Raw genomic sequence first — 24,203 nt, 5'->3', positions numbered from 1 at the left:
AATGTGCTGTGAAAGTAAATAGGTTCATCTATATCGTTTTAACTACCTTAAAGATAATGAAATAAATCAAATTATGAGTATTTACGGATATTCAAAAAGGAATTATGCGTTTGTGTCAACAAAACTGAAAAACGATTAATTTCTTTAGCTTGTTTTTTAAAACTGAGAATAGTAACCCGAAGGTTTTTACTCCCCTTTTTTCTTGAATAAAAATACCAGATGAAAACCAATCAGACTGACCACCACATAGCTCAGTAGAAGGAAGGAACTGCTTTTGGGGCTACAACACCATGTCGCTGGCTTTGGTAGATTAAAAACCTGTGTGAATAATTCGATGATTGTAAGGGTGCAACAAAAACGCAGAGTTATGTATTTAAAAACGACAAAAGCGCCCGGAATAATAACCTAAGCGCTTTTGTTTTGCCACTTTCTTTATGAAAAAACTGGCTTTATAAAATAATCGTCATTATCGAATGCGGTAAACTTTCCAGACCGGTTGATTTGCCATTCACCATCAACTGGTAATTAAATTTTTCTTCAGACCGGTTTAGTACCACAACTGCGATTGAACCATCGGGATTAACAAAAGCTGTGGCCTGCAAATCGGTGCGGCTCGATGATGTTGCAATTCTTTTGGCACCCTCTTTTACAAACTTCGAAAAATGCCCGATGTAGTAGTAGCTGTTGGTATAAATTAGCTCGCCTGTTTGTGTATTGGCGTGTATAGGCGCAAAGCACAAATTACCAACGTGGTTTGGGCCGCCGGTTTCGTCCAGCAAAATGTTCCAGTCGGTCCACGCCACAGTACCGCTGTTAAAATCATTCAGCATCGAGTAGCCATAACGTTCGCCCAAAGCCCAGTCGCTTACCCGGTTAATATCAAATGCTTCAACACAACCTTCCGTAAAAATAAGTTTTGTATCGGGAAAAGCATCGTTTACCAGTTTTGTGTTTTCAAACTGCATATCTCCACCGGTCCAGGGTTCGTACCAGTGAAAGCCAATTCCCCAAACATATTTTGCCGCTTCCGGATCGCTTAAAATGGTGGTGGCACGCTGGTAAATCTGGTCTCGGTTGTGGTCCCAGGCAATCAGTTTTTTATCGCTCATTCCACTGTTATGCAATGTTGGCCCAAGGTATTTCCTTATAAAATCGCGTTCCTCATCGGCAGTATATACGCACGATTCCCAGCGCTGAACAGCCATGGGTTCGTTTTGCACCGAAAGCCCCCAAACCGGAATGTCGCGCTTTTCATATTCTTCAATAAACTTCACGTAATACTTTGCCCATGCAGGCTTAAACTGTTCCAGCAGTTTCCCTCCGCGCAAAACGTTATTATTGCTTTTCATCCAGGCCGGAGGACTCCACGGGCTAACAAACATTTTTAACTCCCCACCTGCCGCTTCAATCGCTTCTTTTATAAATGGAATGCGGTATTGCTCGTCGTGCTGAACACTAAAAGTAGAAAGCAACGAATCGTTCTCCTCAACATAGTTATACGATGCGCTTGAAAAATCGCAGCTGGCAATATTGGTGCGCGAAAAGTTATAGCCGATTCCTTTTTCTGAATCGAAAAATGCAGTAAGAATTTCCTGCTGAACAGCTTTCGGCATTTTATAAAATGTTTCGGCCGAAGCATCGGTTAAAGCAGCTCCTATACCTACAATGGTTTGAAACTGTTTTGCCGGATCGATGAGAACAAACGGCTGTGTTTCCAGTGGCTGGCTGGCAGTTTGCAAGTCGAATTCGCCAATTGCATCCAGGCGAAGATCGGTATCTTTTGCAGTTACATACACACTTACTTTTTCGGGATTTACTACTACTGGTGGTTGCTCCACTCCCCTATTCACGTCACTGTTTGTGCATCCGGCAAAAAATAAACCCGATACGGCAAAAACACCAACCACCGTTTTCAAAATATTCTTCATGATTCTCTTCTTTTCTTCGCCCAACATAATTGTTCGAAATGTCAAAAAAAAACTCTAATAAAAAAGGCTGTGAGACCTCCCAATACAGGAAGCCCACAACCTTTTATATCTACCTTTTCTCTCTTATTCTTTTGTAACTGTTAAAACCGCCTGGTCGTTTCCTGCCGAAAGATCAACAGTAAATACATAAGTCGCTCCGTCTTCCAGCGTAACTCCATCAACTAATCCAAGGTTACCACTGTCGCGTCCATTTGTACCATCACCAATAAATACAATATCACTTGATGTTGAAATGGCGTCTCCTCCAAATTCTCCTCCCCAACCTTTTTGGTGGAAGAATTTAAAGTTGATTCCGTCGGTACTGATATTTGTACCGCCAACTACAGTCATCTGATATTTTTTGTCGCCAATTGGAGCCATACACAACGCATTGTCAGTATTCCAGCCCACAGTTTTATCGGCCAACGATGGTTTACCCACATTATCGCCAATCACCCAAATCGCTCCGGTTCCATCGGCATTTAATACAGCTGGTGAGTTACCGTCCAGGGCCTCAATTCTGAAATAGTTCAATTCCAGATTCGCTGTGATACGGTATTTTCCAGTGATAGGAACAAAAGTATAAAGCCCGGCTTCCTGAGTGGTTAAATAATCTGAATCAATCCACCAGTCGGCAATATTTCCAAGCCCTTCAATACTTACCTCCTGCCCTTGTGTCAGCTCAACATCAAGCTGATAATTGTTTTTATCAACCATATTCATGTTTTCTCCGTTGAGCAGAATTTCGAAGAACGGCCCGGCCTCGTAAGTTTTGGTGTTAAACGTTACCGAGTAAGTTCCACCCACAGGGCTTACAAAAGGAATATTTGTTGAAACACCATTTGTAACAGCGCCGGCTTCCCAGCCAAATACAATCTCGGTTCCTTTATCATCAACCACCGGCGTTTTAATGTAGGCCGACAAATCGGTTGACGGGAATGCTTCTGTAGCTGCATACTCATTTGCTTCGCCGGTTGGCAACATTGGGTAAGATGCATTTCCGGTTACCAAAATCAGGTAAGGATACTGTGCACGCGTAATTGGCACATCAAAACTTTGCGTGTTGCTGTTCAGCGTAGTATTCAGTAAAACAAATTCCAGTGTAGCTGTTCCGTCAGGAATATCTTTCTCGAAAGGAATTTCAATTGTTCCTGAATATTCACCGTTTTCTTTCGTGCGAATTGTTGTTCTTTCCACTTCTTCTTCGCCAAAATAAAGAATGGCAGCTAGTGTTGATAGTGGAATTTCGTCGCTAACCGAAACAGTAAACGGAAGCACATCGCCAAAATGCACATCGGCGAATTGGTTCTCAATTTCCATCACGGGATTTCCCGCCGGTTCGATTTCGCTGATATCGTCGGAACACGACAAAACAGCCAAACCCAAAATGCTTAATATGAAATATTTTAAGTTCTTCATTGTGTTAGATTTTATTTTTTCCATTGGTATGAAATAACAGATTTGCCCGGCACTTCGTAACTGAAGTGATTGGTGCCATCGTCGAGTGTTATCATTTTTGAAGCCGAATTACTGTTCAATAATACCACGGCATAAGTTCCGTCGGTGTTTTCGAATGCCGAGTAGTAAAATCCGGCATCAGAAAAACCCGAAGTACCGATGCGCACTGCACCAGGCTTAACTACCGACGACAAGTGGCCGATAATGTAATAGTGCGAATTGCGTGTAATCGATGAATAGTTCGCTCTGTCGATATCCACTGCACCGTAACACGTTTGACATCCGCCGTCGCGATTGGGTCCCCTTTCGCTGTCGAGCATTAGGTTCCAAACAATTACTCCTTTACACCAGTTATTTACGGTTCCCAGTGCCACCTCGCGCATATCTTCAATTAAGCGGGTTTCCAGGTTCCGGCCGTTGTTCCATGTACCGATAGATGTTTCAGTGAAAATCAATCCTCTTTCAGGGTATTTTGCATGTATATCGAGCAATTCATCCTTGTTTCCACCGTAATTGTGATAAGCGGCACCGGCCACAAGTTCGTCATCAATTCCTGCATCGTAAATTTTAACCGGGTAATCATTCTGATCGCCCATGTTATCGTAGTTATAATTGTGGTCGAACAAATAAATTTTTGTGTTTAATGATGCGGCTTTAAAAGCAGGCACCAGGTTGTTTTTCACAAAACCAAGTTGTTCTTCCCAGCCCATAAACAACGACGCTGAATTACCTCTGTTAAGTGGTTCGTTTTGCGGCGTTACCGAGTAAATATCGATTCCGTATTCCTTTAAAACCTGAATCCACTTTACAAAATACGTGGCATAATCGGCATAATACGCCGGATTTAACTGACCGCTTGTCCACGAGTTGAAAGGTTGTAAATCAGTTAGATTATTCACTTTCATCCAGCGTGGGCAGGTCCATGGCGATCCCAGAATTTTAAGATCAGGATTAATTTTCTGAATTTCCTGCAAAATCGGAATCACGTAATCGGTTTCTTCCGAAGTAAGGCCGAAGTTTTCGATTCCCTCGGTATCGCAACAGGTGTATTCGCTGAGCGAAAAGTCGGAACAACCAATGGAAATACGAACGTAACTGTAGCCCATTCCCTCTGTTGGAGAGAAGGTTTCTTTCAGGAACTTCTCCCGGTTATCCTCTGTCATTTGTAACAGGTTATAACAGGTTGAGCCCGTAATTGCCGCTCCAAAACCATCCATTGTCTGGTAGCGCGTTTCCGGCTCCAGGTTAATGGTAGTTGGCGACATATTGCTTTTATCGCTAAAGTCAACTGCTTTTGTTGCAAAATCGTGCGACCTCGTATTCGTTGTAATGTAAAGCGTAACATCTCCTGTTTCCGGTTCGGGTTGCACAGGTTCTTCAATGTCACCGTTATTATCATCGCTACAGGCCACAAAACCACTACAAAGCAGCGTTATCAGCAAAATAAATTTTATATCGAATAATTTCCTCATTGTATTAAAGCGTTACTTTTTCAATGTTTACCGTATTATCGTTTAGGTTGATGGTAAAACGATAGTTGGCCGATTCAACAACCGGATCATTCTCCCCATTCGGGATGGTCCAGTCGTTATCGCCCGAAATGATTTGCTCACCGGTAAACGTGAACTGACCGGCCTTTTTCTCATTTGCCCAATCGGTATTTTCAAAAGGTTTGAATCCGGCATAATGATCGTGATCACCAGGGGTGAAGAATGTTCCCTGGTAAATGCCATCGCCGATTTGCCGTAACAACACGTAATTCAGCACATTTCCAAAGCCCCAGCTCGTGTGAACGCGGGTGTGCCCCGGATAAACAGCGCCAATTTCATCGGTGCTTACGTTTGTTGGATAGCCCAGGCCGTAACCACAAGCCAGCAGGTATTGCGGATAAGACGGATTTTCAACGCCCACAAAAATGTTTTTACGAACCGGATTGTAGTAAATGGTGTATTCACCTGTTTCTCCAAGGAAAGTTACACGGCTGTCGGCAGTGCGCTCGAAGAAATCGGGATTGTAAATAGTAACAGCGTCGCCCAACTGCCCAAACACGGTGTAGGTTTTTCCTTGTTCCAACGTGCGGGTAAGTGTGCGGAAAGATTCGCCGTTCACATCCTCGTTGCCAAATGCCGAAAGCGCCAAATCATCATCACCCAACTGGCTTCCGGTTGTTGCCGCGGTAAAAGCAAAGTTGTCGAAAACGAACGATTTTGTGTAATCGGCATCGGGTGTATAAACAAAAGCCCACTCGCCGCTTTGGTCGATCATGGCCAATTTTCCATTTACATTACCATAAACATCGCCACTATAATCGATGGTATTATCGGAATTGAGCTTTTCAGCAATTTTGTAATTCACCGATGTTTCCAGCGTTAATTCGTTACCCACAAACTGGTTGTTGCCTGATGCCTCTAGAGTAACCACGCTGCCATTGTCGGCAACCAGGTACAGCTGGTTGTAAACAGGGCGGTTTCCTGTAAGTTCTGTAATTTCAGTACTTACCGAACCTTTGAGCACATTCCGTGCCTCCAACTTTAGCTGAACCGCTGAATTATCGGCCTGATCGGCTAATAAGGGAACATAAATCGCTTGTTCAAGCGAATAATCGTCGCCGGCTAATGGAATTTCGCCACTTACTACAGTTCGTCCTTCCGACACCAGCTCGTAAGCCAGCGAAGTAAGCATAGTAGCCGGATCGGTAATTCGTGCCGACAAGGTAATTGAGTCGCCAAATGTAAAGCTGGAAGGGCTAACCGCCGCCGCCTCAATAAAAGGCGTAGATTCTTTTCGGGGGCCGTATTCGTCTTCGCACGATGCAAACAACAGTGCAATTACCCCGGATAGAATAAAAAATTTATATATCGAATTCATTTTAATCTCTTTTAAATGTTTTCCTATTAACTATTAATAACCAGGATTTTGAACAAGATTCGGGTTCTGATCGATAATATCCTGCGGAACAGGGAGGATATACGACAGGCTTGTAAACGGATAAACCTGTGCCGGACGTCCTTCATCCTTGTCATAAACGGCATTCATTACTTCCTCAACTTTTTCTAAACGCACGAGGTCGAACCAGCGCTGGCCTTCCATTGCCAGTTCAAGGCGGCGTTCTTTCAAATAAGCCTCAGTAATTGCATCCTCGCCGGCCGACGCTGATGCAGGCAGATTGCTCAAGCCTGCACGTTGGCGGGTTTGATTGATAATCTGAGCGGCGCCACTGTAATCTCCTTTTCCAATCAACGCCTCAGCTTTCAGCAACAGTATATCGGCATAACGCATTTTAATAGTGCTGTTGTATGCACTGCGGCATTTGTACATAAAAGCATAATTATCAGCCGGGTAATAAATATTCCAGCCACAATTGTAAAAAACAACAGTTTCGGCGTAGCGTTTATCGCCCACTTCGCTGGTAAACGCTTTTATCAAATCGCGCGATGGTGTGATCCATTTCGCCCAGGTGAAATAGAAGGTCCAGTCGTTAAGCGGACGGCCATACATCCAGGTTGCCCAGTTGGTATTTCCAGGGAAATATTGGGCTTCAAAAATGGTCTCTTTTGTATTACGGGCTTTGGCATCAATTGCCTTGTTATCCTGCGAGGGTGGCGCGTTCGGGTCAGTTAGTATTACTCCAAACAAATCGCTGAAATCGTCAACCAGTCCAAAACCATCGGCAGCCAGTTCATCGGCATATTGAATTACTTTGTCGTAATCGCGCAACGGTTTTTCGGCATAAACTTTAGCCAGTAAAGCACGGGCAACCGATTTTGAGAACTGCGTTTTATCCTGCGGATCGTTAGCAGGTGCATATTGCAAACCTTCCAAAAGGTCGGCCTCAATTTGCTGATAAATAGTAAGAGCATCCGTTTGCGGAGGGAAATAAGCCGGGTAAACATCCTCAATGGTTTCTGAAGTAATGTCGCCGGCAACTGTTGTTACCAAAGGAACATTTCCCCAAATGCGAACCATGTCAAAATAGATCATCGCCCTTAATATTTTTGCCTCGGCTTTATACTGAAGTTTTTCAGCATCTGTTAATGCCGGATCGCTTACAACGTCAATATTACTAATCAGTCGGTTGGCCTGAGCAATGTTTCCCATGTGGCTGTTCCAATCTCTTCTCAGATTGGTATTCGATCCTTCAATCGAGTTTACCTCAAAGGGTGTAGTTTCAGCACTTGGCGAACCTGAGTAGGCATTATCCGAGTGCGACTCGGCCAGCAACAACATATCGAGGTACCAGTGTTCCTGCCCGTTTTTGTACAAATTCAATAGTGTTTGCCTGTGTGCCAGTACGTCGGCTTTATCTTCAAATACCACCTGAACGCTGTCCTGGCTTACTCCTTCAGTTACATCCGAATAGGTATCTAACGGATCATAATCCAGCGAGCAAGCTGCCAACAGCGATAGGATAAGAATGGATAATATATGTCTTGTCTTCATTTTCATTTGATTTAAAATTCAACATTCAACCCAAAAACAAAAGTCTTACTGTGTGGGTAGGTTCCCCAGTCGATACCCTGAACAGCACCACTGTTTCCCCATTGGTTTACTTCAGGATCCATTCCGCTGTAGTCGGTAAGTGTTAACAAGTTGGTTGCGGTAACATAAGGTTGCAAACGCGAAACTCCCAGTTTGTTTAAAATTCCGCCATTGAAGTTGTACGAGAAAGTAATATCTTTTACACGCAGGTAACTGCCGTCTTCAATAAAATAGCTTGATGGCTGCATAACAAAACCGGCTTTTGGAACATCAGTGATTTGTCCGGGAGTACGCCAACGTTCGAGCACTTCTCTCGATTGGTTTTTCAAATCGTACATTCCCATCACATCGCCTTTCGATGCATTAAAGATGTCGTTTCCAACCGATCCCTGCAGAAACACATTCAGGCTAAAACCTTTGTACGAAAACGTGTTGGTTAAACCAAAAGTAAAGGCCGGGTTCGGGTCGCCGATATAAGTTCTGTCCGACGCCGTAATTTTACCATCTTCATTTGTATCGCGGTACATCAGTTCTCCGGTTTCCGGATCAACTCCATCACTTATATAACCGTAAAATCCACCCAACGCACGTCCGGGTTCGTTACGTACAACACGAATTTGGTGAAAGGCATCAGTTGTTTCAGCATCATAATAAATCTGCTGTAATTCCAGGCTTTTCAACTCGTTTGTGTTATGCGAAATATTAAAGTCGGTACTCCAGGTAAAAGCCCCTGTAAAGTTGCGTGAGCTTACCGAGAATTCAACACCGCGGTTCATCATTTCGCCTTCGTTACGTACAATATTACTTGCTGCTGCAGCACCTGCCGGTAACGAAACATACATTAACATATCCTCGGTGTGTTTCGAATAATAATCCATAGCAATCGTTACACGGTCGGCAAACAGCGTTGCATCCAAACCAAGGTTAACCTGCGAAGTGGTTTCCCAAGTAAGATCCGATGTACGAAGGTTAGCCTGTGTAATAAGAGGCAAGGCATCTTCCTTTCCTGTTTCAAACCAGGCCTGACGTGTGATGTTGTAACGTTGCAGATAAGCATAGTCGCCAACTCCCGACTGGTTACCGGTTTGTCCCCAGCCACCTCTGATCTTCAGATCGTCGAGCCAGGTTAATCCCTGCATAAATTCTTCCGACGACATGCGCCATGCTAACGAGAATGAAGGGAATGTTCCCCAGCGATAATCGGGATGTAGTTTTGAAGAACCGTCTTCACGAATATTGAATGTAAAAAGGTATTTGCTTTCGTAATTATAAGACAAACGTCCGAAAACCGACATAATTCCCCATGCCGAAGCACCGCTACCGGTATTGTCCCATGCAATTTTATTTGCTGCGTTTAAAGTATGGATATTATCATCTTTAAAATGCGAGCCATTAACATAGCTTTGCGACCACTGAGAATCGGTCCATGAAGTACCGGCCATTGCTTCAAAATTGTGTTTATCGGCAAAAGTCTTCTTAAAAGTCATTACATTATCGAAAACCAGCAACGTGTTGGTGCTTCTGGTGTCCCAGGCATTTCCCCAGTCATCTCTGTCGGAACCATGTACCGGAGGATTAAACCCGGTATTTTTGCCGTTACGACGATCTAACGTGAACGACGATTTCAAGGTTAATTCAGGTAAGAAAGTAATGGTTGAACTACCTGAAGCAATCAGGCGGTTTTCGTTATTCTTATTGTTTTTACCGTTTTCGATCGATTCAATCGGGTTAACAATATTTTGCCCAAAGAAAGTACGGTTATACAATCCGGTTTCCGGATCGATAATATTTGAAGCCGTTGGTAAGTTTACAACCGACAGCACCACCCCACCACGGTTTGATCCGGCACCGGTAGTTACCCCGTTACGTGTATTATCAGAATACGACAGGTTTAACCCGATATTCAACCAGCTGCGTACCTGGCTTTCGAGGTTACTGCGCAGGTTGTATCTGCGGAAAAATGCAGAACTAAGCACCCCTTTTTCATTCAGGTAACCTCCGGAAATAAAGTAACGTGTTTTATCGTTACCATCCGAAATCTGAAGTTGATAGTTTTGCGTGATACCTGTTCCGTAAACTTCGTCGAACCAATCGGTTTGATCAGTAGTACCTTCAGGAATGGCTCCCGGACGAATTTCGTCCATCAGCTCTTTATATTGCGCGGCATTTAACGACTCAATTTGATTGGCCACATGGCTTACCCCGAACTGCGTGTTTAACGAAATTTTTGCTTCGCCACTGGCCTGCTTGGTAGTAATAAGAATTACTCCGTTTGCTGCTCTCGAACCGTAAATAGCTGCTGATGAAGCATCTTTCAGGATTTGCATGCTGGCAATATCCATTGGCGAAAGGAAGTTGAGGTTATCAACCGGAACGCCGTCAACCACATACAAAGGATTGTTGCTTCCGTTAAACGAAGTGGTACCGCGCACGCGAATTACCATTTCGCCACCGGGAGCTCCGTTGGGCTGGTAAACGTTAACACCGGCCGCTTTTCCCTGAATGACCTGTGCTGCCGAAACAATCGGACGTTCGTCGATCTCTTTGGTTGAAACGGTGGAAACCGCTGTGGTAACATCTTTTCGGGCAACCGATCCATAACCGATTACCACTACTTCATCCAGCTGCTTTAAGTCTTCCTTTAGCGATACATTTATCGCGCGTTGGTTACCCACGGTAATTTCCTGCGAATTGTATCCGATAAACGAAAATACAAGAACAGCATCGTTTCCGGGAACGGTAATCTTGTAATTACCATCCGGATCGGTAAGTGTTCCCTGTAATGTGCCTTTAATTACAATGTTTACACCTGGTAAGGGATCGCCTGATGCATCGCTTACCACTCCTCTGATGTCAATCGCGTTTTGTGCCTGCACTGAGAGATTAAATCCCAATAACAACACCAAAAAGAAGAGAGGAATTTTAAATTTTAAGAGTTTTGTCCTCATAAAAAAAATTGATTAGTTAAATATTTATTTAAACAGATTTTATTCCCCGACCACAGGAAATAGACGTAGTCTTTCTAATTAAAACTATCGCTCGAAAGATGAATTTACAGCTGAAGTTCTAGTTATTTAACGCTTATCTGTTTTCTCAATAACAAATTTACGGATTGAGTAGGCTGCTATTTTTTAAGGGGATAGAAAAGTGGATTAAATGAAATACAAAAAACACATATTTTGCTAACAAACAGACGATTAACAATAAGGTGCAAAAAAATAAAAGTGGAATACGGGGGAAAAAGATTTAGTAAAGATCAATGAAAAAATCTTGCAAATTAAAGATTGTATTTTTGACATTAACACCTGACGAGACAGTATTAATTCCACCTGCAATTATCGAATTTGCGTAATCATTTCTTCGAAATCGTTGCGGGATTTTGCCCGGTTTTTTGTTTTCGCCCGGTAGTTATAAATGGTATTAACCGAGTATCGTAAAAAATCGGCAATTTGCGAGCTGTTACTAATTCCCAACCGGATTAATGCCAAAATTCGCAACTCGGTATTTAGCAGCTCTTCTTCTTTTAGTTCAAACTTTTCTTCGTCCAGCAGCAACTCGTTAACCTTATTAACAAAATGGGGAAAAATGCGCAAAAATGCCTTATCAAAATTCCGGTACAGTTCTTCTGTTTCGTCATCCATCATTTCTTGCGAACGGGTAAGCGCATGCAACTCGGCAACCTGGCCGTTGGTAATTTTTTTGTTTACCAGGCGTCGGAAACCATCCATTTTATCAATATAGGTTGAGCAAAGTTTTATAAAATGAGCGATGTAAACTTCTTTAATATGGTTCGATTCCGAGAGATCGACATTTACGATTTGCAGCTGATCATTTACTTTTTGAAGCTCGGTATTCAGACTTTGCAAACTAGAATTGGCCTTTTGCAAATATTTACGCGTTTCGGATAAACGCCTCATCTGGCTATAAATATAAACAAGTGCTATAGTAAGCAACAACCCCAAAATACTTGAAAGCAGAAGGTAATTTTTTAGTTGCCTGTTTTTCTTTTCAACTGTTGCCTGGTAGGTTCGGTCAATTAACGACAATATTCCGGCACTTTGTAAACTGCGCAAACGTGCATTGTAAAATACCGTTTCGCTCCACGAAAACCGGATATAATTGTAGGCACGTTCCATATCATTTTCCTGAAACAGGATTTCTGCCAGCATCCACAACGAGGCATGGTCTTTTGTTGCAGACAGAATATCGGACAAAGCCGACTGTGCCAGGTAATACTTTAAGCCATCCATATCGTTCACTTTCCGATAGGTTAGCGAACGGTTATAACTGGCAATTGCAAACTCGCGGGTACCCATCGAACTGCTTCGCAATATCGTATCATTTACGCTAAGCGCTTCCTGTATCTTTCCGGCGTTCCTGAAGCTTTCTTCTTGCAAGGCATAATACAAATCGTTTGTTGATGAAAGTACATTGTATAACGAATCGGTGTAACTATTTGATATCTGCCAGTAGCGCTCAGCTCCCTTTTTGTTTTGCGTGTAAAATGCTAATTCAGAGTAAACATGTCGGTAAGTATTGTAATATTCACTCAGTAAATTATCGGGAACTTTCACCCTTTCAATTGAAGAAATTAGATCAACAGCCTCAAGATACATTCCGGTTGAGGCCATCAGTAAAGCCAGGCTAAGCTCGCTTTCGTACAAAAAAGCGATATTATTCAGGTGTTTGGCAACATCAATGTTCCGGTTTTTGTAGTGGATCGCCGAATCGCAAATATAGGGTCGGTATTCATCGTACAGTTCTGCGTTTAACCTGTACTCCTCCATGGTATTGGGGGAAATTGTAAGCAATTGATTTTTCAGCGCCTGAATACGTTCTTCTTTCTGCTGTTGATAAACCGTATGATTTTCGATTGCTGCATCTAACCTGTTCAGAAGTGAATCAAGACCCGATTGCCCGAAAACAACACCGGGATACAAGATTACGAGGCAAATAAACAATCTAAATTTCATAAATGGCTATTCTGTTTTCTAAACATGCACAAAATAAACATTTTTCATCTCATTTTCTAAATCGTTCTAATTCTTCGTTCCTTTGTCATTCTAGAATTTCCCGGATTATTTCGAATGCCCATTACAGCACAATCACTCCCTCAATCTTATCTGCCTTTTCGGTTATCACTATAATTTGGTCGGCCGATTCCATTAAGGCTACACAAGTAACCGATACGTGTTTCAGGTTATCAGTATGTTTAAATGTTACTTCACCTTCTGTTGGCAGTAAAGCTTTTACCTGATCAACTTTCCCTTCTTCATTGGGAATAATAAACTTAAACATATACTTCAGCGGCCATGTTTCAGATTCCATCAACCGGTAGCGCAGATTTTTATATTTATCCATTTTCTTATCTTTCAAATCTATTTATTAATACAACCAGCATTTCTTTTCGTTCACTTTTACCTAAAAATCTCAGCATCTTTTGGTATACAAAAATTAAAACGCCGGCACAAAGATTAGATTTTTAGCCAAATTTCAACAGTTGATATTAATATTGTATTTTAGAAACATATTATAAGGTAATATTCCACCAACAGACCTGACTTTGAAAAAGATTTTACTCATATTGCTTCTCGTTGTCCCAACACTTGCTTTTTCGCAGGTGAAAAGATTCGGTGTTCCCAATATCCTGAGTTATCCAAAAGCAGAATACCGTGCTGGCACACAAAACTGGGGTATTGCACAAGATCCGGATGGATTTATGTATTTCGCCAATAACCTTGGTTTACTTCGTTTCGACGGGCTGAACTGGAATTTATACAATGATTCTTTCACTTCAAATGTACGATCGGTTTGTATTGATGAGGACGGCATTATTTATATCGGATTAGATGAGGACTTTGGAATTTTCGATCCCAATTCACCCGAAGGCCCGGTATTTAAAAGTTTACTCGATAAGCTGCCTGAAGATATTCCGGAAACAGATGTGATCTGGAAAATATACGATACACAGTACGGCATTGTATTTCAATCGTATCAATATCTGTTTATTTACAACGACGATGAAATTGACATTATTAAACCACAAAAGGCATTTTACTATTCGTTTTATATCAATAACCGACTCTTTTTTCACGAACCCGGAGTTGGCTTATACGAATACATTAACGGATTTGTAAATAAAGTGCCCTGGGCCGATGAGTTAAAAGATCATGAAATACAATCGATAGTTAGCTTTTTCGAAAATCATTTGCTCATTGGAACTGCCCAGTCAGGCTGGTTTGAATACAAAAATGGTGAACTGAAAAAATGGGATGTTCCGGCCAATACTCAAACCGAAAACGATGTTTTGTATTGCGGCATCAAACTCGACGGCAACCACCTGGCTATCGGCACTATATTAAACGGACTGATTATTGCCAATTCCGATGGCGAAATCATTCAACGTTTAAACCTCAATAACGGACTACAAAACAATACAATTTTAAGCCTTTGCAACGATCGGTCGGGGAATTTATGGCTCGGGCTCGATAATGGCATCGACTACATCGAATTGAACTCGCCAATCAGTTACACCTCACGTTCCGAGAACATTGGTACCGGCTACTGTGCTGTAATACATAACAACCTGCTTTACCTCGGCACCAACCAGGGACTCTTTACCAAAAAGTTCTCTGCCGTAGGCCAGGACAACACTGAAGTTTTCAAAATGATTCCCGGGACAGAGGGACAGGTTTGGAGTTTAAAAGTACTAAACGGACAATTATTGTGCGGACACAATTTGGGTACATTTGCCATAAACGAACGAGAAGCACGCCAAATTAGCGATGAGCCCGGGCTATGGACGTTTATCCAACTAAAAGATCAACCGGATTACGCCATCGGTGGTACTTTTAATGGCCTGGTATTGTTTCATTTCGAAAACAATCAATGGAAGTTTCAAACTAAAACAAAGGGATTTAGCGAGTCGAGCCGTTTCCTGTCGGAAGACAAAGATGGAAATATTTGGGTGAGCCACGGAGCCAAAGGTGTTTTCCGTGTTACATTAAATGCCCAACGCGATTCGGCAACTGATGTTAAACTGTATGGCAGAAACGAAGGACTTCCTCTCGATTTGATGAATATACTGTTGAAGTTCGACAACACATGGCACATTTCAACAGTTGATGGCTTATACCTCTATAATGGCGAAACCGATAGGTTTGAAAAAAATAAATATTTAATCAATCTGTTTGCCCCAAAAAACCGCTTGAAATATGTTGAAAAAGATATTCGGGGAAACTACTGGTACATTGCCGAAAACGAAGTAGGGGTGCTTCATAAAAACGACGATACCAGCTACACTAAAATTACAACACCGTTCCAGCAACTACGCAACAAGCTGGTGCGCGAATGGGAGTTTTTATATGTGTTTGATTTGAACAATGTATTTTTTGCTACCGAGAATGGTTTTGCAGATTATTCGTCGCGAATTGTTACGTCGTATAACCAGCCGTTTAAATGTTTTATAACGCAGGTTGATGTGCCCAACATCGACACAGTTGTGTACCCGAAAGAAGAAGGTCTTGAACCCATCAAATTTCCATATCAGAAAAATGCCTTTCGTTTTAAATTTTCAGCGCCTTTTTATCAGAATCCCGAACAGTTGGAATTTAGTTACTTTATCGATAATTACTCCGATTCATGGTCACCGTGGTCGAACGATAACTACCGGGATTTAACCAACCTTCCGGAAAACGACTATATTTTTAGGGTAAAAGCCCGAAACAGTTTTGGTATTGAAAGCAACGAAGCCCAATTTTCATTTATCATCACGCCTCCATGGCACCGCTCAAAAACAGCTGTTTACATATATATTTTCATCGTATTTATATTCGTGCTCATTCTGGCCTGGTTTATCAACCGCCGCTTCGAAAAATCGAAACAAAAAGAACGCAACAAACACGAAAAGGCGCTGCGTAAAAGAGAAAAAGAATTTAAGGATCAATCGTTGATCGCCGAAAAAGAGATTATTCGCTTGAAAAACGAAAAGTTAGAGGCCCAGAAACTTTCGCTTGATAAAGAGCTGGCGAACCAAACACTTAGCATTGTAAATAAAAATAAGTTCCTGATGAAAATTAACGAGGAGCTTAAAAGGGTTTCCCATGAAACTTCTGATGGGGCTGTTAAATCAAAAATGGCGATACTTAAAAAACGTATCGATAAGGAAATCGACAATCAAAATCAGAATCAAATATTCGAGAGTTATTTTGAAGAAGTACATGCCGATTTTTTTGAGCGCCTGAAAGACAAATTCCCCCACTTGTCGCCAAAAGATCTGCGTCTTTGTGCTTACATCCGAATGAACATGTCAACCAAAGAAATTGCAACCTTGTTAAATATTTCTGATCGTGGAGTAGAAATCAGCCGTTATCGCCTTCGTAAAAAACTCAATCTATCCCGCGAGACAAACCTATCAACATTCCTATTGAATTTATAACCTCACTATGTTGTACATCATATTTTATCATGAGGTAGTTTAAATCAATGTTATCAGATTGTATCATCCTCATTTTCTGCACTCAGTATTTTATCTGATGTATTTTTGATGTACCACTAAAATACCTTTGATGAATTATTGTGGGGGTAATTTTCTTGCTAAGCAGTACACATTAAGTCCATATTTGTTGCTGCTAGAGTTGAAAAACCACAATCAGGTATAAAATTCTAGGTTTAACTAAATTATAAAACAAATATGAAGTTAAGAGCTGCTACATCCTTTCACTTAGGAGTACTCCTAATTTTAATTCAAAATACGTTGAAACAAACACGCACCTTTCACAAGTGCGTAACATTTTACAATTAATAATAATCAAATTCAGATCTATGAAAGAAAAACGAATGATGAGAAAAATTCTCATGTTACTTTTGGTCGCATTTTTTTCCGTGGGTGCTTTTGCCCAGGAAATTGCGCTAAAAGGTGTTGTAACTTCCGCAGATGATAATCAACCTCTACCTGGGGTTACAATTACTCTTGAAGGGACAACAAACGGAACAGTTACCGATTTTGATGGAAATTACCAACTAGCAGTACCACCCGATGCTGTACTTGTATTTTCCTACATTGGCATGAAACCTCAAACCATTAATGTTGAAGGAAGAACGCAAATCAACGTTCAGCTTGAAGCCGATTTGTTTAATGTTGACGAAGTAGTAGTTGTTGGTTACGGTGTTCAGAAAAAAGCTTTGGTAACCGGCGCTAACGCCAATGTTAAAGGCGAGCAACTGGCCGAGTTAAATACCTCGAATGCTATGGAAGCTTTACAGGGAATGGCATCGGGAGTAAATATTACCCGCAACAACGGTGCTCCTGGAGCAGGAACAAAAGTAACCATCAGGGGTGCCGGTACAATTGGCAATGCTTCGCCACTGTATATCGTTGACGGTGTGTCGGTTGGAAATATCGATTACCTGAGTCCGTCCGACATTGAGTCGATTGATGTACTTAAAGATGCAGCATCGGCTGCCATTTACGGATCGAGGGCTGCAAACGGCGTTATTCTTGTTACTACCAAAAAGGGTACAGCAGGTGCCGAACCGGTAATTACTTACGACGGCTACTACGGTGTACAAAACATTTACAAAAAACTTCCGGCATTAAATGCACAGGAATACATGTACATTATGGATGAAGCCCGCGCAAATGATGGTTCGCCATTATTCGACTGGCAAGATAAAATTGTTAACGGAAATACCTATTTAAACAACAGCTTTCCGGGTGGATTAGGAACCCAGTATGGCCAGTACGTTTGGGATAAACTGCAGAGCGGCTGGGAAGGCACGAACTGGATTGACGAGATGACGCAGGATAATGCTCCTGTACAAAGTCACTCTCTTAATATTACAGGTGCTTCCGACGACATTACGTACTCCGCTGGTTTTTCGTATTTCGATCAAACAGGTTTGCTTGGTGGAGAAATTACTGATGCAGGCTACAAGCGTATGACTGCCCGACTGAACACCAACTTTATTTTAAAAAGAAGAGCCAACAATAAAAAACTATTGAGTGTGGGCGAAAACTTTACCTACACCAATACCGAAAACCGTTCGGTGGCTACCGGAAATATTTACTGGAACGACCTGCACAATGCACTGGTAAAATCGCCACTATCTCCACTTTACTGGGATAACGAAAACATTAACCACTGGACAAGTGGTTACTCGCCAACTCTGGAGGGTATTGCAATGGGCGACCATAACCCGATTGCACAAATGTACTACCGTCACAACAACAACTGGAGCAAAGGAAACACCTTTGTAGGCAACGTATATGGCGAACTGGAACCTATTGATAATTTAATTTTCCGCTCATCGTTTGGTATGGATGCTTGGTTTGGGCACAGCCGCTCGTACAGCGAAACATACAAGTTTGCCACACAATACCAAAATACTACCGATGGCACGCAAATGGATATGTACCGTGGTGTAAACTTCACCTGGACCAATACAGTTGCGTACGATTTTAGCATCAACGACGATCATAAACTTTCAGCACTGGTAGGTACCGAGATGTTGAAAAACGAATTGAACCTAAATGTTGGTGGCAGCAAAAACAATACACTTTTTGGCGATGCAGAACATGCTTACCTCGACAACACCAATAACCCTCAGGTGGTTAGCGATATTGGTACCTGGGGTGCCGACTACGCTGCACAAGGTGGTGGTTTAATGTCGTACATGGGCCGTATGTCGTACAACTACAAAGAGAAATACATGGCCGACTTTACCATGCGTGCTGACGGTTCGTCAAACTTTGCCAAAGGAAACCGCTGGGGCTATTTCCCATCAGTTTCGGCAGGTTGGAACTTTAGCGAAGAAGATTTCCTGAGTGATTTCACATTGCTGAACTACGGTAAATTGCGTGCCAGCTGGGGACAAAATGGTAACCAGAACATCGATAATTTCATCTACAGTTCAAATATCGCTTACAAAGATCAGGGCTATTATTTCGGCCCCAACAAAGACGTACCACAACAGGCAGCAATTCCTGCAAACGTACCAAACCCCGATGTAACCTGGGAAACATCAGAACAATTAAACTTTGGAGTTGACACTCGCTGGCTCGATTCAAGATTGGGTGTTACTGCCGACTGGTATAAAAAAACCACAAAAGACTGGCTGGTTGTTGCTCCTATTTTAGGAACATTTGGTGCCGGTGCTCCATTTATTAATGGTGGAGATATTGAAAATACCGGTTTTGAATTTGTAGTGTCGTGGAACGATAGAATTTCAGACTTTAAATACGGAGCTACTTTAACCGGTGCTTACAATAAAAACGAAGTAACAAAACTGGCTAATGCCGAGGGAATTATTACCGGATCAGGACATGTACTTTCGCAAGGAACATCGTATATTTCGCGCGTAGAAGTAGGCCAGCCAATCGGATTTTTCTATGGTTTCGAAACCGACGGTTTAATGCAAAACCAGGACGAGGTTGATGCTTATACCACTGCCGACGGAACACCAATCGTTATTGAAGCAGAACCCGATACACCTCGTCAACCGGGAGATGTTCGCTTTGTAGATCAAAACGGAGACGGAATTATCAACGACAACGATAAAGTAATGCTGGGAAAACCAACTCCTGATTTTGAGATGGGTATCCAGTTAAATGCCGAGTACAAAGGTTTTTATGTAAACACCACTTTGTCGGGTAAATTTGGTCTTCAGGTTATGCAATCGTACCGTTCGTTTGCCGACCAGTTGAACCAGAACTATACCACTCAGATTTTTGATCGCTGGCACGGAGAAGGAACTTCAAACCGTATTCCTCGATTAACCTATGCCACTACAGCTAATACGCAGCTAATTTCCGACATTTACATGCACGATGCCGACTACCTGCGCATTAACAACCTTACTTTTGGATACCGATTCGACAAACTACTTACCGATGTTGAGTGGATGAAAGCAGCTAGTGTTTATGTATCTGTAAACAACCTGCATACATTTACAAAATACGACGGAATGGATCCTGAAGTAGGTTACGCACCAGACTCATGGGCTTCGGGTGTTGATTTGGGATTATATCCACTGCCTCGCACGGTTATGTTTGGTGTTAACGTAACATTTTAATTCAGATGAACGATTCTATAAAAACAGAATTAGTGAATAAAAATAAAGAACATATTATGAAGAAGTTATTATATATAATGGCAGTTGGAGTAATAATCGTGGCCAGTTCGTGTCAGGATTTACTCGACACCGACAACCTGTATAATAAAAACCTCGACAGTTTTTATCGTACTCCAACCGATATCAATGAATCCATGAACGGTGTTTACAATGCACTGTTTGTAAACGGTCCCCACAGTAACGAACACATTGCAGCCAACCTGTTAAGCGATGTAATGCTGGGTGGTGGTGGCCCCGATGACGTTTCGGCTAAAAATGTCGATCAGTTCCAGGATCCGTCAGAAGATACATACCGCGATTTGTGGGTGGAAACCTACAACGGCGTAAGTAGAGCAAATGCAATTATCGAAGCCGTAACCGACGGCGATTTCTCAGCCTATTTTGACACCGCTGATGAAGCAGAAGTTTTTAAGAATAATACATTGGGAGAAGCCTATTTTATGCGTGGTTTCTTAATGTACCGCGCTGCACGATTCTTCGGAGGAATGCCTTTAATTGCCACTTCCGAATCAGATCGAAAAGCACCACGTGCATCCTTATCTGATACATGGGCATTTATTGCTTCCGACTTTAAAACAGCAGCCGAAACACTGCCACGTATTAGCGCCCAAGCAGCTTCAGTTAAAGACTATGGCCACGCCAACATTTGGGTAGCTAAAAGTTATATCGCACGTGCTTACTTGTACTACACCGGTTATATGACCAACGTTGAAGGCCAGGCTACCGATGTTTTGCCTTTGCCTGAAGGTGGAAGCATTTCAAAAGCAGAAGTTGTTACACATATAGAAGATGTTATTGACAACAGCGGATTCCGCTTAGCAAGTGATTTCCGTAATTTGTGGCCTTACTCGTATGTAAACGAAAGTGCCCGCACCTATAATCCTGAAGCAACCGACCCGGTATTACCATGGGCCGAAAATCCCGACGGTGCCGACCCTGCAGTTCCTTTGGCATGGGTAGGACAAGATGGTCCGGATTCACCAGTAGGAACCGGCAACTACGAAGTAATGTTTGCCCTGCGTTATGGCTTGGGTAACTGGGATTTCGATGGTGGAACCGGACAAAAGTTTAACAACCGTGTTCCTCTATTCTTTGGTATTCGCGACCACTCAATGGTTCCATTCGGACAAGGATGGGGATGGGGAACTATTCACACAGGTTTCTACGAGCAATGGTCAAACGATGATCCCAGAAAAGAAGGTTCAGTTTTGAATCTAAACACAAAAGATCCAAACATGGGACTTTCAGGTTGGAACATTGGAAAAGGCGACCATAATACCGGTTTGGTAAACAAAAAATACACCACCTTACAGCACGATGGTCCTGAAGGAGTTAAAGGTATGTTCTTTTACCTCTACGATATGTCGCACGGTGATCCGATGCAGTTGTGGGCCGCTCAGGATTTCTATTACCTGAGATTTGCCGATGTGCTATTGATGCATTCTGAATTAACCGAAACTGCCGATGGCATGAACCAGGTTCGCGAACGCGCCGGATTAGAGCCGATTAGCTATTCGCTGGCTGCACTTAAAACCGAGCGCTTGCACGAGCTTGCTTTTGAAGGATTGCGTTGGTTCGACCTGGTACGCTGGGGCGATGTTCAAACAAGCAACAACTTCTATAGCAACCAGATTACGGTAAACAACTCAGGAGTTGATGCTCCTTATCAGATTTCATATCGTAGCGAAACCAAAGGACTTGTGCCAATTCCTGAGTCGGAAATTCGTTTATCAAACGGTGTTTACGAGCAAAATCCGGGATGGTAATAAATTTGAAAACTAAAAAATTGAAAAAGATGAAATTAAAAAATATAGCTGCCACTTTTCTAATGGCCATTGTTTTGATGTTTTCTTCCTGCGATCCGATCGAGGACAGAGACATGCTGGCGAATAGTTTCGACCCTGAAAACATTGAGCTCGAAGTTGTACAATCAACTTCAGGAGGAAACGGACTATCGCTTCGTATGAATACCGAAGGAGTTACCGGATACTGGGATTACATTATCAACGAAACCAGTTCCGATCGTGTTGAAGTAATATTCCCATTTACAGGAACGCACACTTTTACTTACCACGTAACTACTCCGTACATGCCCAACAACGATCCGGGCACAACAGAATTTATTGAAAAAGAAATCTCTGTGGATATTACCCAGCTTGACCAGCCCCTGCCTGATGCTTATTACAAACTGATTGGCGAAAACCTGGAAAGTAAAACCTGGGTTTTCGACGGCGGGCCTGAACCCGATGGACGTTTGTGGTATTTTATGTCGGAAAATGACAAGCCGGAAGCCCACATGAATCCATGGTGGAATGCTGCAGGTGATTGTTGCCCTCCACCGGATGCTGCAGGAAGAATGGTATTCGATTTGGCCGGAGGCGCCAACTACACCTACTATTCAGGCCCCGATGCAGAGCCTGTTCGTGGTAACTTCGTATTCAATGCGGATTATACAGCGTTAACCATTGGTGGCGGAGCAAAAATTCTTGGTCATATTGCACAAGATGGAAATCAGAACGGTACCGACGATGGAAAACTTCAGATTATGACCCTTACTGAAGACAAATTGGTTCTGTACAATCCTAACAGTAAAGGATACGGAACTGGTTGGACATGGGTGTTTGTTCCTGCAGAATAACAAGTAAAGAAATTCAAAATATTGGTTCTTAAGCCAATGAGTTTGATAGTTTAGTTAGATTAAATGGGGAGAGTTTCTCTCCCCATTTATATCATCAGGAATAAATACAGCCCCTTCACCTGCTATGGTTTAATGCCGGTTTATGTGCTTATTCTTTACAAAATAAGCATACACTCAAAACATCTAAATTTCTATACACTCATGAGAATATCATATAACAAACCAAAATGGCTAATCCTCATGGCTTTTTTTTCTCTCGCTAATCCACTTACAGGGTGCACTGAAGAGGGAGTAGATACAGATTTCTCACCTGATTTTTCGTATTCATTTGTCGATGATAATAACGTAAAGTACACCAACAAAACGGAGGGAGAATACTGGCGAATGGAATGGGATTTTGGCAACGGAGTTACCGAAACTACCATTTCAAAAACAGAAGAATTTACCATCTATTATCCTGAAGCCGGCGATTACAATGTAAGCCTGCAGGTAACCAGTAAGGATGACGATAAAAAATCGGTTTCGAAAACAATAACGGTTACACACACCGATTTTGCCGTTGATTTCTCGGCCAACATCGATCCTGCAAAACCCAACTACATAAACCTTGAAAATACCACAATTGGCGATTATGATTCGTTTGAATGGAAATTCAGAAATAAAACCATTGAAAACGAAACCAATGCTGTAGCGTATTTCCCCTATGCCGGAACTTACACCGTTGAGTTAATTATTACCAAAAACGGAGAGACCTTCTCTTCAACAAAAAATATTTCAATTGCAGCCAACGACTCAGAATACTTCTCGAAACTGGAACTGGTTTGGGAAGACAATTTTGATGGCGATGCCGTAAATACCGACAACTGGACCTTCGAAACCGGATCGGGTGGCTGGGGAAACAACGAGCTGCAAAACTATACCGCAGGCGATAATGCCGTGGTTAAGGATGGTATACTCACCATTACTGCCGAAAAAATAAACGACGCAAAAGTTGCAGGATCATACAATTCGTCACGCATGATCACCAGTGGCAAAAAGGAATTTACTTACGGCCGAATGGAAATCCAGGCTAAACTGCCTTCGGGAACCGGAATATGGCCGGCAATATGGATGCTGGGTGCCAACATTGGTACAGCTGGCTGGCCTGCCTGTGGCGAAATCGACATTATGGAATACGTGGGCTACCAACCCGACACGGTTCATGCAACAGTTCACACTTCGGCCGGATACGGAGGAAACGGAAGTGGCAACAACAAAGCCCTTGAAACAGCAGAAGAAGAATTTCATGTTTACGGCCTGTTCTGGACCGAAAAAGAACTGGTATTTTATACCGATTCACCCGAAAATGTGACACACCGCTATGCGCCCACAAACAAAAACAACGACAACTGGCCGTTCAACAAACCACATTTTTTTATCCTGAATGTGGCAGTTGGTGGTAACTGGGGAGGAGCCCAGGGAATTGATAATTCCATTTTCCCGCAATCGATGGAAGTAGATTACGTTCGCGTATATCAGGAAATGTAGAA

General features: G+C 42.4%; 13 protein-coding genes. 5 read left to right on the top strand and 8 right to left on the bottom strand.

Features of this window, described 5'->3' with window-relative positions:
• Window positions 1-449: 449 nt before the first annotated feature.
• The 8 genes from BMW53_RS17920 to BMW53_RS17885 form a co-directional block, all read right to left on the bottom strand.
• Window positions 450-1,928 (bottom strand): glycoside hydrolase family 30 protein, encoded by a 1,479-nt coding sequence (locus tag BMW53_RS17920; RefSeq protein ID WP_081804941.1) that lies wholly within the window; start codon window positions 1,926-1,928, stop codon window positions 450-452.
• A gap of 123 nt (window positions 1,929-2,051) precedes the next feature.
• Complete coding sequence (locus tag BMW53_RS17915; RefSeq protein ID WP_038564102.1) at window positions 2,052-3,386, bottom strand: DUF5125 domain-containing protein; 1,335 nt, start codon at window positions 3,384-3,386, stop codon at window positions 2,052-2,054.
• 11 nt (window positions 3,387-3,397) lie between these two features.
• The gene (locus BMW53_RS17910) at window positions 3,398-4,897 is read right to left on the bottom strand and encodes an endo-1,6-beta-glucanase (protein ID WP_038556870.1); all 1,500 of its coding nucleotides are present in this window, start codon (window positions 4,895-4,897) and stop codon (window positions 3,398-3,400) included.
• A 4-nt stretch (window positions 4,898-4,901) separates the two neighbouring features.
• Entirely contained in the window at window positions 4,902-6,293 is a 1,392-nt protein-coding gene (locus tag BMW53_RS17905; protein WP_038556873.1) for a hypothetical protein, read from the bottom strand.
• Between the two features lie 33 nt (window positions 6,294-6,326).
• Window positions 6,327-7,865, bottom strand: a complete 1,539-nt coding sequence (locus tag BMW53_RS17900) for a RagB/SusD family nutrient uptake outer membrane protein (protein WP_038564105.1) — start codon at window positions 7,863-7,865, stop codon at window positions 6,327-6,329.
• A gap of 11 nt (window positions 7,866-7,876) precedes the next feature.
• Window positions 7,877-10,852 (bottom strand): SusC/RagA family TonB-linked outer membrane protein, encoded by a 2,976-nt coding sequence (locus BMW53_RS17895; protein WP_038556877.1) that lies wholly within the window; start codon window positions 10,850-10,852, stop codon window positions 7,877-7,879.
• Between the two features lie 387 nt (window positions 10,853-11,239).
• Window positions 11,240-12,877: a SusR family glycan utilization regulator gene (gene susR, locus BMW53_RS17890; RefSeq protein WP_038556881.1), complete on the bottom strand. Its 1,638-nt coding sequence runs from the start codon at window positions 12,875-12,877 to the stop codon at window positions 11,240-11,242.
• A gap of 121 nt (window positions 12,878-12,998) precedes the next feature.
• Window positions 12,999-13,265 (bottom strand): DUF493 family protein, encoded by a 267-nt coding sequence (locus tag BMW53_RS17885; RefSeq protein ID WP_038556884.1) that lies wholly within the window; start codon window positions 13,263-13,265, stop codon window positions 12,999-13,001.
• Window positions 13,266-13,467: 202 nt separating this feature from the next.
• Here BMW53_RS17885 and BMW53_RS17880 point away from each other — a divergent pair, with 202 nt between their 5' ends.
• The 5 genes from BMW53_RS17880 (at window position 13,468) to BMW53_RS17855 (ending at window position 24,201) form a co-directional block, all read left to right on the top strand.
• The gene (locus tag BMW53_RS17880) at window positions 13,468-16,341 is read left to right on the top strand and encodes a ligand-binding sensor domain-containing protein (protein ID WP_139178237.1); all 2,874 of its coding nucleotides are present in this window, start codon (window positions 13,468-13,470) and stop codon (window positions 16,339-16,341) included.
• Window positions 16,342-16,727: 386 nt separating this feature from the next.
• Window positions 16,728-19,976: a SusC/RagA family TonB-linked outer membrane protein gene (locus BMW53_RS17875; protein WP_245749067.1), complete on the top strand. Its 3,249-nt coding sequence runs from the start codon at window positions 16,728-16,730 to the stop codon at window positions 19,974-19,976.
• A 56-nt stretch (window positions 19,977-20,032) separates the two neighbouring features.
• Window positions 20,033-21,802, top strand: coding sequence for a RagB/SusD family nutrient uptake outer membrane protein (locus BMW53_RS17870; RefSeq protein ID WP_038564111.1), 1,770 nt, complete (start codon window positions 20,033-20,035; stop codon window positions 21,800-21,802).
• A gap of 29 nt (window positions 21,803-21,831) precedes the next feature.
• Window positions 21,832-22,674 carry a hypothetical protein gene (locus BMW53_RS17865; protein ID WP_038564114.1) on the top strand — a complete coding sequence of 281 codons (843 nt, stop codon included), beginning with the start codon at window positions 21,832-21,834 and terminating at the stop codon, window positions 22,672-22,674.
• Between the two features lie 240 nt (window positions 22,675-22,914).
• Window positions 22,915-24,201, top strand: coding sequence for a family 16 glycosylhydrolase (locus BMW53_RS17855; protein ID WP_217642988.1), 1,287 nt, complete (start codon window positions 22,915-22,917; stop codon window positions 24,199-24,201).
• The last annotated feature ends 2 nt before the right edge of the window (window positions 24,202-24,203 follow it).

The organism is Draconibacterium orientale, from assembly GCF_900111425.1.
In the GTDB taxonomy this organism is placed as follows: domain Bacteria; phylum Bacteroidota; class Bacteroidia; order Bacteroidales; family Prolixibacteraceae; genus Draconibacterium; species Draconibacterium orientale.
The sequence above is the reverse complement of the archived record's forward strand: the minus strand, read 5'-3'. Positions and strand labels throughout refer to the sequence as shown.

Coding starts and splice junctions, on each gene's coding strand:
- BMW53_RS17920 (WP_081804941.1), bottom strand. CDS start 1,928: ATGAAGAATATTTTGAAAACGGTGGTTGGTGTTTTTGCCGTATCGGGT.
- BMW53_RS17915 (WP_038564102.1), bottom strand. CDS start 3,386: ATGAAGAACTTAAAATATTTCATATTAAGCATTTTGGGTTTGGCTGTT.
- BMW53_RS17910 (WP_038556870.1), bottom strand. CDS start 4,897: ATGAGGAAATTATTCGATATAAAATTTATTTTGCTGATAACGCTGCTT.
- BMW53_RS17905 (WP_038556873.1), bottom strand. CDS start 6,293: ATGAATTCGATATATAAATTTTTTATTCTATCCGGGGTAATTGCACTG.
- BMW53_RS17900 (WP_038564105.1), bottom strand. CDS start 7,865: ATGAAGACAAGACATATATTATCCATTCTTATCCTATCGCTGTTGGCA.
- BMW53_RS17895 (WP_038556877.1), bottom strand. CDS start 10,852: ATGAGGACAAAACTCTTAAAATTTAAAATTCCTCTCTTCTTTTTGGTG.
- susR (WP_038556881.1), bottom strand. CDS start 12,877: ATGAAATTTAGATTGTTTATTTGCCTCGTAATCTTGTATCCCGGTGTT.
- BMW53_RS17885 (WP_038556884.1), bottom strand. CDS start 13,265: ATGGATAAATATAAAAATCTGCGCTACCGGTTGATGGAATCTGAAACA.
- BMW53_RS17875 (WP_245749067.1), top strand. CDS start 16,728: ATGAAAGAAAAACGAATGATGAGAAAAATTCTCATGTTACTTTTGGTC.
- BMW53_RS17870 (WP_038564111.1), top strand. CDS start 20,033: ATGAAGAAGTTATTATATATAATGGCAGTTGGAGTAATAATCGTGGCC.
- BMW53_RS17865 (WP_038564114.1), top strand. CDS start 21,832: ATGAAATTAAAAAATATAGCTGCCACTTTTCTAATGGCCATTGTTTTG.
- BMW53_RS17855 (WP_217642988.1), top strand. CDS start 22,915: ATGGCTTTTTTTTCTCTCGCTAATCCACTTACAGGGTGCACTGAAGAG.